The sequence below is a fragment of the uncultured Clostridium sp. genome (assembly GCF_947072515.1).
In the GTDB taxonomy this organism is placed as follows: domain Bacteria; phylum Bacillota; class Clostridia; order Clostridiales; family Clostridiaceae; genus Clostridium.
Window position 1 is genome coordinate 1 of the sequence record NZ_CAMTIG010000087.1, and the last position, 10134, is coordinate 10134.

Below are 10134 nucleotides of genomic sequence, written 5' to 3' on the forward strand. Positions count from 1 at the left end.
AGAAACAAAACCTACTACTAAGCCAGAAGTAAAACCTGCACCAGTAGTAAAACCAGCAGTACCAACTACAAAACCAGCAGTAAAGCCTGTAGAACAACCAAAAGGAACAATTACAGTTCTTATGAAAAATACTCAAGGACAATTAATTGGACAAATAGAATCAGCTACAGGAGTTATAGGAAGTAAGGATACATTAAAGATGCCAACTATTCCTAATGGATACAAAGAGAAATCAATGAAAGTAAATGGAGTTTCTGTGAATGAAATGCCAACGACTTTTAAAGAAGGTACTCAAGATGTTGTAATTATAGTTGCAGCAGAAACTGAACCAGTTAAAGTTGTATTTGAAAGTAATGGACAAGTGATAACTATACAAACTAAAGATATGACGGTTGGATCTAAGCTAACAGATAGTTTAATTCCAAGTGCTTTAAGTCAACATTATGTAATTAAGTCAGTAACTGTTGATGGACAATCTACAGGAACTAATGTTAGTGGAACAGTACACGAAGGACAAAATGTTGTTATAGTTAATATAGCTAGAAAGTAAACGAGAATATGTTCAGACAAAGATAATTTATATAAGAAAAATGAAGGATAGCCTAGGATTCTCTAGGCTATCCTTTTAGCATTAAGTGGAAACAAATAGTTTAAATACATTGCTCGGACAAAGATAAACTTTTCATGCTATAATGAGTAAAAGTATAGATTAGGAGACATTATGAAGAGTAGTTGGACAGAAAAATGGTGTGAAGATTTAGAGTTTCTTAAAGTTAATTTAATTCAAAATCATAAAAATTTATTTTTTAAGATAAGTGAAGTAGAATTTAATGAAATGATAGATAAACTTAAAGAAGAGGTAGAAAACTTAGAGTATGATGATATGAAAGTTGAGATAAGTAGAATAGTTGCTACTGTGGGTGATGCTCATACTGCTGTATTGTTTCCAGTTAATAAATATCTACCAGTTAAGTTTTATCTCTTTGAAGATGGAGTTTACATAATTAATGTAAGTGAGGACTATAAAGATTTACTATATAAAAAGTGGAGTACATTGAAGGAATTCCTATAGATGAAGTAATATTAGAACTATCTAATATTATATCTCATGAAAATGAATTTTTATTAAAAGCTTATTTAGCCAAATATTTGCAAGGGGTAGACGTTTTATATGGACTTTGTATATGTGACAGTAGAGAGGAAGTAATTATAACTGTAGGAGGAAAAGATATATCTTTAAAAACCGTCTCAATGCAGAATTTAAATTATATAGAAGAGATAAAATTACCTATATACGCAAGAAATAATGGCAGTAATTATTGGTTTGAAGAAATTAATGATGAGCTGTATATAAAGTACAATAGTTGCAGGGAAGATGGAATAAAAACTTTAAATGAAAAGATAAATGAAACTATAGATTTTATTAATGAGAAGAGTATTTCAAAAATTACTATTGATTTAAGAAATAACCTAGGTGGAGATTCCACATTAATAAAGCCGCTTATAGATTTTATAAAAGATAATGAAAAAATAAATACAAAAGAAAATTTAAAGGTTATTATAGGAAGAGAAACTTTTTCATCGGCATTATTAAATGCATATGAATTTAAATTCCAGACTAATGCTGAAATAATAGGTGAACCTTCAGGTGGGAAGCCAAACTGTTATGGTGAGATTTTAAAATTTACATTGCCTAACAGTAAATTTATTGTAAGCTACTCAACAAAATACTATAAATTAATTGGAGATGATAATGTATTAGCATTATATCCAGATAGAAATATTTATGAAAGCATCAAAGATTATCTTTAAAGAGATAAAGACTAAAAAATAACATTAACATGGAGGAAAAAGAAATGGATGGAACAAAAAGAAACGATATAAAAATAGGCGGAAAGGTATTAGTAGTTCAAAAGCAAGATCAAAGAACTGGAAAATTAACAGAGGGAATAGTTATGAAAATACTAACAAACTCTAGAGAGCATCATCGTGGAATAAAGGTAATGCTTGAAAATGGTATTGTAGGTAGAGTTAAAGAAGTGCTAAATTAAAGAAAATGCTATTTTTTCAGGTGATGAATAAGCTCAAGTAATTAATGTAAAATAAGAAGGTTAATTAGTGGAAGACTTGGTATAATATAAGTGAGAGTTTAAATCTTTGATTTGATTAATCGAACTTACACAGAAGTGAAAGCAAGATAAAAAAAGTGAAAGGATGGGTTAAAAAATGAGTAAAGAGCAATATGATGATATTATAAAACATGCAAAGGAAAGTCTAGAGCAAAGCATTTTAGAAAAAATAACGAAGTTTGAATATAGTGAAATAGATGGATATTATGTTATACAAGTTTATGTAAAAGAAGGAATGAAAGCTAGAAATTTAGGTGAGATACTTACTAATATTGAGGATTATGCCAAAGAACAAGATACTAGTGTTGTAGTTGATTTTTTAAGAGGTTAGGTTATGGAAAACTTAGTTGAAAGATTTACATTAGAATGTAGAACTAATAAATCAGGAAAAGCAAAAAAATTTAAACCTAGAAATATTAATAAAGAGCAATATAAAATATGGAAAGCAGATTCAAATGTTATGATGAGAGATGCTATTTTAGCTAATAAAGTAGGAATATCATATCCAAGACAATTGGAACTAATTCATGGAACTATAGAAAGAATATTAAAAACATTTATTATAAAGACATTTGGAATAGAACTTTCAGTGCATGAAATAACAACTATATATAATGAAATAAAGAATGATTTAATAGAGGAACTAAATATAGAAGATTATTTTACACTTAGGATGTTAGATAGTAAATTTATTTTGGATAGATATCCAGGAAATAACAGAGCTTATGAGTATGTAATGATTGAAGAAGGTTTTGAAGCTCTTATAAATATAAATAAAATAGTAAATGAAAGCTTAGAACTTAGTAATAGAGCAAAAAGAGTGATAGAAGAAGTTGAAAAAGAGATAAGTATAAATAAAGAGAGATAGAAGTCAGTACCTAGAGGTGCTGGCTTTTTAATATATAAAAAATCTAAGTTCAGATATAAAAAAGAGTTTTTAAAATTATTTGAGAAATTTTTGAAGATTTGCCCCACAAATTTATTTTTTGCATATATTAAAGGTGAGGGCATTTTGGGAGAGAGGTAGCAGACTTCAAGGAGTAATAACGGGGTGTTTTAGGAGTGATAGCTATACCCTTTTAGGAGTGCCCAAATAAAGATAAATAAAGATAAAAAAAAGTCCAATATGCACAAAGGCCCTCACAAACTAAAGTGTAAATTTTATCTTTTTTTATTTTAAAGGAGCTTATGGGAGATTTGTAAATAAAATTTGAAATTAAGTAAAAAATAGTTTGAATATATTTTTCAAACAAATTTAATACTAAGAGTGATACTTTACACCAAAGATATATAGAAGTATTATAATTTTATTAATAGTGATAGATAGGAGAAAAAGATGGATACTAAAGATATAAGTATAGATAGAAACATAGAATCAAATAATGAAAGAATGCCAGTATTATTTACATCTCATGGGAATCCTATGAGCATTATTCTTTCAAGAGAAGAACATTCATTTTGGAATGAACTTTATAGATTAGGAAAAGAGTTAAGAGAGAATTATAATATAAAAGCTGCTTTAGTAGTTTCAGCTCATTGGGTAACAGATGGAACACTTATAAATATTGCATCTGAACAGAAACAAATATTTGATTATTATGGATTTCCAGAAGAGTATTATAAAGTTGAATATAAAGCTAAAGGAGCACCGGATATAGCAAAGAGAGTAAAAGAAGTAATACCTACTGTAGAAGAAACTACTGATTGGGGATTAGATCATGGAGCATGGCCAGTTCTTATGCATTTATTTCCTAAAGGAGATATCCCTGTATTTCAATTAAGTATAGATAATAATGCAAGTTCAGATTATCACTTTAAAATAGGGAATAGGTTAAAAATATTAAGAGAGCAAGGGATATTAATTATTGGAAGTGGTTCTCTTATTCATAATTTAAGTCTTTTAGGAGAAAAATATAGAAATAATGATAATACATCTTTTGAGTGGGAAGCACCATATGAAGCATGGATAAAAGAACAAATAGAAAAAAGAAACTTTGAAAATCTTATTAATTATGAAACAAGTCATCCAGCAGGTAAGCTCGCTTCACCAACACCAGAACATTATATTCCTCTTTTATATGCACTAGGATTAGTTGAAGAAGAAGATACTATTTCATATTTCTATGAAAAATCATCTAATATGCCTGCATTTAGTGAAAGTAGTTTTATTATAAAATAGATACTATGAAAATTATATTAATTATAAAATATAAAAATCTAAGAGTTTGTTAAACACTTGGATTTTTTTATCTATAAATAGCGTTAGAAAAATAAGACTAAAAGTTGGGTTTAGGTAGATTTAGGTATATAATAGAATTATCAGAAGAAATTATCTTAGTTTAATAGGAGCAAGATTTACACCCAAAATAAAAAAAGAGGTGTTAGTTATGGAGAATGTTTCAATTAAAGACAGAAAAGTTTATTTGGTTGGCGGGGGAATTGCTTCTCTTGCAAGTGCAGTATATTTTATGCAAGAAGGACATATTCCTGCTAAGAACATTACTATTTTTGAACAATTAAATGTTTTAGGTGGAAGTATGGATGGTGCAGGTAATGATGAAGAAGGGTATGTAGCACATGGAGCTAGAATGTTTGATAAAGAAGCTTATGCGTGCACTTATGATTTATTATCAAGAGTTCCATCTATAGAAAACGAATACATGACTTTGCTAGATGATTTTAATAAGTTTAATAAGGAAACTAAATTTAATCGTTCTGCTGTTAGGCTTATTGGCGATAATGCTGAAAAGATAGATGTTCTTTCTTTTGAGCTTTCTAAAGCAGATCAATTAGCATTAACAAGTATGATAATTAAACCAGAAGAAATGCTTGGTTTAGCAAGAATTTCAGATTTATTTACGCCACAATTTTTTAAGAGTAATTTTTGGTATATGTGGGCAACTACATTTGCTTTTCAACCTTGGCATAGTGCTGTTGAGTTTAAACGTTATTTACACAGATTTGTACATGAGTTTCCTCATGTAACTGATTTAGCTGGTGTTAGACACACTAAATATATTCAATATGATTCAATAATTTTTCCTATAATTAAGTATTTAGAAAATGAAGGTGTTAATTTTAATATGAATTCAAAAGTTACTAACTTATGCTTTGATATTAAAAATAACAAAAAATATGTTAAAACTATAGAATATATTGAAGCTGGAGTAGAGAAAAAAATTACTACTGATACTTCAGATTTAGTTTTAGTTACAAATGGTTCTATGACAGCTGGATTCTCAGTAGGAAACAATATGAAAGCAACAACTTTAAATAATAAATATTCTGATTCATCATGGGAGCTATGGGAAAAAATAGCTAAAGAAGATGATCAATTTGGACATCCTAATGTATTTACTGATAGAGTGGATGAATCCCTTTGGGAGTCAATTACAATGACTTTTAAAACACCATTATTCTTCAATTTAGTTAGAGAATTTTGTAGTGGTACAGGAACTGAATTTACATTTAAAGATTCTAACTGGTTCTTATCTGTTGTACTACCAAAACAACCTTACTTTGCGAAGCAGTCAAAAAATGTACAAGTAGCTTGGGGGTATGCTCTTCATCCTGATAAAGAAGGAAACTTTATTAAGAAAAAAATGTATGAATGCACAGGACTAGAAATTATAGAAGAGATTTGTTATCTTATGGGCTTTGAAGATAAGCTAGAGGAGATTTTGGATTCAGTTATATGTAAGCCATGTTTAATGCCATTTATAACTAGTCAATTTTTAACTAGAAGTCCTGGAGATAGACCTGCTGTTGTTCCAGAATCATCAATAAATCTTGCATTCTTAGGTCAATTCTGTGAAATAAAAGATGATACTGTATTTACAGTAGATTATTCTGTTCGTTCAGCACAAATGGCTGTATATAAGCTTTTAGGATTGGATTATAAAGAAGTAACACCTATTTATAAAGGTGAAAATGATATTAGAGTAATGCTTGGAGCTTTAGCAGCTATGATTAAATAATTAGTAAATTAGAATTAGTTAAAATAGAAATGATAAAAAGAGTGGGAGGGATTCTACTCTTTTTAAAAATCTAATATAAAAATAAAAAACATTGACAGAAAAAGAAGAGAAGAGTAAAATATTCGATAACGAACGAATTTAGGTTTTTATTTTTATCTTATTTGTCCGATAACGAATAAAAATATTAAATAAACTAATTTATAAATAAGGAATAGGTATGGATAAATAGTACAAACTATAATAGACCATACTATTAAGATTTTAGGAGGAATAATTATGAATGAAACAATTAAAACAATACTAAATAGAAGAAGCACTAGAATGTTTGGAGAAGGAACTATTAAAGAGGAAGATGTTAAGACTATTGTTGAAGCAGGGTTAGCAGCACCAAGTTCTATGAATACTCAATCATGGCATTTTTCAGTAATACAAGATAGAGAATTAATGAATAAAATAAGTGAGGATGCAAAAAAGGTAGCTAAAAACTTTGATGAAGAAATGATTCAGAAATTAGCTAATAATGAAAAATTTAATGCTTTTTATAATTCACAAGTAGCAATTATAGTATCAGCAGAGGAAAAAGCTTATGAAAGTGAAATAAACTGTGCTATAGCTTCACAAAATATGTTGTTAGCTGCAGAGTCTTTAGGGTTAGCATCATGTTGGATAGGATTTGTAGGATTTTTATTCCAAAGCCAAAGAGAAGAAGATAAAGCTATTGTAGAAAAGTATAAAGAAAAATTAGGAGTTCCAGAAGGATTCAAGCCATTACATGCAATAATTTTAGGACAAAAAAATCCAAAAATGTCAGGCAAAGCACCAGAAAAGAGAACTGGTACTGTAACATATGTAAAATAAGGAGTGATGAAAATGAGTAAAGTATTAGTAATAAAAGCAAACCCAAAAAAAATTGAGGAATCAAGAACATTAACATTAGGGGAAGTTTTCTTAGAAGAGTACAAGAAAAATAATCCAAATGATGAAATAATAGTTTTAGATTTATATAAAGAAAATATTAAACCATTAGATGCAGAAATGATAGAAGCAATATTTGGAGGGAAAGAAAATGATGCTAAAAAATATGCAGAGTTATTTGCATCATGTGATAAATACATTTTTGAAGCACCAATGTGGAATTTAAGTATTCCAGCTATTTTAAAATCATACATTGATTATATATCTTATGTAGGAATAGCCTTTAAATATACAGCAAAAGGTGCAGTAGGATTACTTGCAGATCAAGGTAAAAAAGCAATTCATATAACTGCAAGAGGCGGATTATATTCAGAAGGTCCAGGGGCAGAATTTGAAATGGGGGATAGATATTTAAGAACAATTCTTCAATTCTTTGGATTAAAAAATGAAGACATAGAAACATTGCCATTAGAGCTTACTAATGTATTACAAGGAAAAGAGTTGGAAGAGCAAATTGAAAGAGCTAATATAAAAGCAAAAGAGATTGCTAAAAACTTTTAATAGAAAAATTTTAGCTATAGATAAAAAATAGATTAAGGTAAATAAAAGATATGCTAGAGAAAAGTCTAGCATATCTTTTATTATTTTTGATTAAAGGTTAAGTGATAATTTTTATTTTTTATTATAAGTGTAGTAATTATAATAAAGCTTATAATTGATACTAGAGCACAACATATTTCTATACTCCATATTCCAAGTGGTAATATACAAAACATATCAGCTAATGCATGAAGTAGTATTCCATATATTAAAAATCTTATCTTTTTCTTTTTAACTGCATAATAAGCAAAAAGACAAAAAGCTAGATGTCCTAAGAGTGCAAAACTTCTTTCAAAGGATCCTATGAAAGTTGATTGGCCTCCAATATTCACTCCAGTTAATAGTATTGGAAGTGCCACATATAAATTTTCACAAAGTCCATGTGCGATTCCAAGACCAACGGCATCACTAGTATTACAATTATTTAAAAACCATCTAAATGCGATGTAGTCAGCACCAACTTCTACTAATCCAGCTGTAAAAGGAAGTTGAGCTTGATAAATAATATTTCTTGATATTCCAGGATCTAATCTGTTTATTAAATCTAAAATAGGTATTCTAAAAAATACTTGTGAAACTAAAAATGTTAATAAGCCTATACCTATAACTTTAAAACTTACCTTATATTTAACCATTAAGATAATTATTAAAACTATAGGAATACCAACACTTATTCCTAGAAAAATATAGTTATCCATCATATTAAAGTAGGAAGAATCCTTCCACTTTACCTTGTCCATCAAGAGCTACTTTAACATTTATAGTAGTTTTATCAAAAGTTCCTTTATAAATATTTACTGTAGAACCATCTGCTGTTGTGGTAGTAATATATTCTATATTTTTAAAATCACCTAATTTATTTTTAAATAAATTTTCCATGCTACTAAATATTTTCTCAGTGCCCATTTTATCATTACATACACTTGCATACATATTATAATTATTAGTGTTTATTGAAGTTAAGAAAGTGGTTGCAGTTTTATTGTATTCAGTTAATTCTTTTTGTGGTGCATTTGGTAAAATATTAAATTCTGAAACCTTATTATCTTTATTAAAGATAACTTGCATAGTATTTGTAGCTTTTGAGAACTCACCTTTATAAATATTTGCTGTAATTCCATTTTGAGTTACTGTTTCTATATAAGTGATGTTTTTAAAGTAGCCAAGCGTATCTTTTATTGTACTTTGAACTTTGCTAAAATCAGCATTTGAATTTATTTTAGAATCACATAAATTCTTATAGCTTTCATAATTATTAGTTTCAACTGCATATAAAAAGCTTTTAGTTATACTTTGATAATTACTTGAATCTGTAGTAGTAACAGTTGTAGCTTCTGACTTAGAGGTTGCATAGCTGTAAATTGAGTAACCGCCTCCAATTACTATAATAGCAACAACTATTATGATTATTACTTTTTTCATGAAAATCACTCCTTTTATTTGTTATATAAGTTATATAACAATAGATAGTGATTTGCAAACTTTAGTTTTATCTCGTTTAGTTTGTTAAAGAGGGGTCATTTTAACTATTAACACAATAAAATCATATATTTTTAATCAATTATTAGTGAAATATAGTTTGGAGTCATAATTACATATTTTGTATGTGATTTTATAAAAATTAATAGTGAAAATTATTTATTTAGATATATAGATAATGACACAAATTGAGATTAGTAAAATAATATATATGGTGTAATTTAAGAGGGGAAAATTAATATGAGAAAGTGGAAGAGAAATATAGTTTTATCAATGACAATGGTATTTATAGGAATGTTTTTAGCAGGAGCATATTATCTAGATAATAAAACAAAATCTAAAGAAGTTTCTAAAAATGAGATTGTTAAGAATGATAAAGCAAAAAAACAAGAAAAGGGAAAGAAAAAAGTAAAAAAATCCAATGTGATAGAAAGTGCAAAAAAATATGCAGTTCCTGCAAAGGAAGTTAATGCAATGCTTAATGGCAAGAAAAATGGTAAAAAAGAAGTGTTTTTAACTTTTGATGATGGTCCAAGCAAAAATACACCTGAAATTTTAAAGATTCTTAAGAAATATAAAGTTCATGGAACTTTTTTTGTGTTAGGAAGTAATGTAGAAAATTCTAGTGCAAATAAAAAATATGTTAAAGATGCATATAAAAGTGGTAATGCTATAGCTAATCATACTTATTCTCATAATTTTAAAAAGATATATCCAAGGAATCGTGTTGATGTGAAAGCGTTTATGGGGGAATATCATAAAACGGATAAAATACTAAAAGGCGTTTTAGGTAGCAATTTTGAAACAAAGGTTATGAGAATGCCAGGTGGATATATGTCTAGAAAATATTATAAAGATAAAAACTTAGGCGCATTAAATAAAGCATTAAATAAAGAAAAAATAGTCTCAATTGATTGGAATATAGATTCCACTGACACTAGTGCAGTAAGAGTTCCAGCGAATAAGATAGTATCAAATACGATTAAAGCCGTAAGAAATTCAGAAGACATAGTTTTATTGATGCATGATGCAGG

The 10134-nt window shown here is 28.0% G+C and carries 13 protein-coding genes; 11 read left to right on the top strand and 2 right to left on the bottom strand.

All coding sequences use genetic code 11. From position 1 onward, the window contains the following. The 10 genes from Q0W06_RS18145 to Q0W06_RS18190 form a co-directional block, all read left to right on the top strand. Positions 1-550, top strand: a 550-nt coding sequence (locus Q0W06_RS18145) for a hypothetical protein (RefSeq protein WP_297639102.1), incomplete at its 5' end; no start/stop codon positions are given. A 171-nt stretch (positions 551-721) separates the two neighbouring features. Beyond that, positions 722-1072 carry a hypothetical protein gene (locus Q0W06_RS18150; protein WP_297639104.1) on the top strand — a complete coding sequence of 117 codons (351 nt, stop codon included), beginning with the start codon at positions 722-724 and terminating at the stop codon, positions 1070-1072. Next, positions 1045-1812 (top strand): hypothetical protein, encoded by a 768-nt coding sequence (locus Q0W06_RS18155; RefSeq protein WP_297639106.1) that lies wholly within the window; start codon positions 1045-1047, stop codon positions 1810-1812. The genes Q0W06_RS18150 and Q0W06_RS18155 overlap by 28 nt, the downstream gene beginning before the upstream one ends. A gap of 44 nt (positions 1813-1856) precedes the next feature. Beyond that, the gene (locus Q0W06_RS18160; RefSeq protein WP_297639108.1) at positions 1857-2051 is read left to right on the top strand and encodes a YwbE family protein; all 195 of its coding nucleotides are present in this window, start codon (positions 1857-1859) and stop codon (positions 2049-2051) included. Between the two features lie 175 nt (positions 2052-2226). Next, positions 2227-2460, top strand: a complete 234-nt coding sequence (locus Q0W06_RS18165; protein ID WP_297639110.1) for a hypothetical protein — start codon at positions 2227-2229, stop codon at positions 2458-2460. 3 nt (positions 2461-2463) lie between these two features. Then, positions 2464-2997: a hypothetical protein gene (locus Q0W06_RS18170; protein ID WP_297639112.1), complete on the top strand. Its 534-nt coding sequence runs from the start codon at positions 2464-2466 to the stop codon at positions 2995-2997. A 468-nt stretch (positions 2998-3465) separates the two neighbouring features. Beyond that, positions 3466-4308 carry a class III extradiol ring-cleavage dioxygenase gene (locus Q0W06_RS18175; RefSeq protein WP_297639115.1) on the top strand — a complete coding sequence of 281 codons (843 nt, stop codon included), beginning with the start codon at positions 3466-3468 and terminating at the stop codon, positions 4306-4308. A gap of 208 nt (positions 4309-4516) precedes the next feature. Further along, a complete protein-coding gene (locus tag Q0W06_RS18180; RefSeq protein ID WP_297639118.1) occupies positions 4517-6106 on the top strand; it encodes an oleate hydratase in 1590 nt (529 codons plus the stop codon). A gap of 276 nt (positions 6107-6382) precedes the next feature. Further along, complete coding sequence (locus Q0W06_RS18185) at positions 6383-6964, top strand: nitroreductase family protein (RefSeq protein WP_297639121.1); 582 nt, start codon at positions 6383-6385, stop codon at positions 6962-6964. 12 nt (positions 6965-6976) lie between these two features. Beyond that, entirely contained in the window at positions 6977-7582 is a 606-nt protein-coding gene (locus Q0W06_RS18190) for an NAD(P)H-dependent oxidoreductase (protein ID WP_297639124.1), read from the top strand. An 80-nt stretch (positions 7583-7662) separates the two neighbouring features. Here Q0W06_RS18190 and Q0W06_RS18195 read toward each other — a convergent pair whose 3' ends face one another. Together Q0W06_RS18195 and Q0W06_RS18200 are read right to left on the bottom strand one after the other, a co-directional pair. After that, on the bottom strand, positions 7663-8361 hold the full coding sequence (locus Q0W06_RS18195) for a YhfC family glutamic-type intramembrane protease (protein WP_297639126.1): 699 nt from the start codon (positions 8359-8361) through the stop codon (positions 7663-7665). Then, on the bottom strand, positions 8324-9043 hold the full coding sequence (locus tag Q0W06_RS18200) for a DUF3887 domain-containing protein (protein ID WP_297639129.1): 720 nt from the start codon (positions 9041-9043) through the stop codon (positions 8324-8326). Before Q0W06_RS18200 ends, Q0W06_RS18195 begins: the two co-directional genes overlap by 38 nt. Before the next feature lie 297 nt (positions 9044-9340). Between Q0W06_RS18200 and Q0W06_RS18205 the strand changes: the two genes are divergently transcribed. Next, a partial coding sequence (locus tag Q0W06_RS18205; RefSeq protein ID WP_297639131.1) for a polysaccharide deacetylase family protein occupies positions 9341-10134 on the top strand: 794 nt, incomplete at its 3' end.

Excerpts from the sequence above, each read along its gene's own strand:
- Q0W06_RS18160 (WP_297639108.1), top strand. The coding sequence starts at position 1,857 with ATGGATGGAACAAAAAGAAACGATATAAAAATAGGCGGAAAGGTATTA.
- Q0W06_RS18165 (WP_297639110.1), top strand. The coding sequence starts at position 2,227 with ATGAGTAAAGAGCAATATGATGATATTATAAAACATGCAAAGGAAAGT.
- Q0W06_RS18190 (WP_297639124.1), top strand. The coding sequence starts at position 6,977 with ATGAGTAAAGTATTAGTAATAAAAGCAAACCCAAAAAAAATTGAGGAA.
- Q0W06_RS18195 (WP_297639126.1), bottom strand. The coding sequence starts at position 8,361 with ATGGACAAGGTAAAGTGGAAGGATTCTTCCTACTTTAATATGATGGAT.
- Q0W06_RS18175 (WP_297639115.1), top strand. The coding sequence starts at position 3,466 with ATGGATACTAAAGATATAAGTATAGATAGAAACATAGAATCAAATAAT.
- Q0W06_RS18200 (WP_297639129.1), bottom strand. The coding sequence starts at position 9,043 with ATGAAAAAAGTAATAATCATAATAGTTGTTGCTATTATAGTAATTGGA.
- Q0W06_RS18180 (WP_297639118.1), top strand. The coding sequence starts at position 4,517 with ATGGAGAATGTTTCAATTAAAGACAGAAAAGTTTATTTGGTTGGCGGG.
- Q0W06_RS18170 (WP_297639112.1), top strand. The coding sequence starts at position 2,464 with ATGGAAAACTTAGTTGAAAGATTTACATTAGAATGTAGAACTAATAAA.
- Q0W06_RS18150 (WP_297639104.1), top strand. The coding sequence starts at position 722 with ATGAAGAGTAGTTGGACAGAAAAATGGTGTGAAGATTTAGAGTTTCTT.
- Q0W06_RS18185 (WP_297639121.1), top strand. The coding sequence starts at position 6,383 with ATGAATGAAACAATTAAAACAATACTAAATAGAAGAAGCACTAGAATG.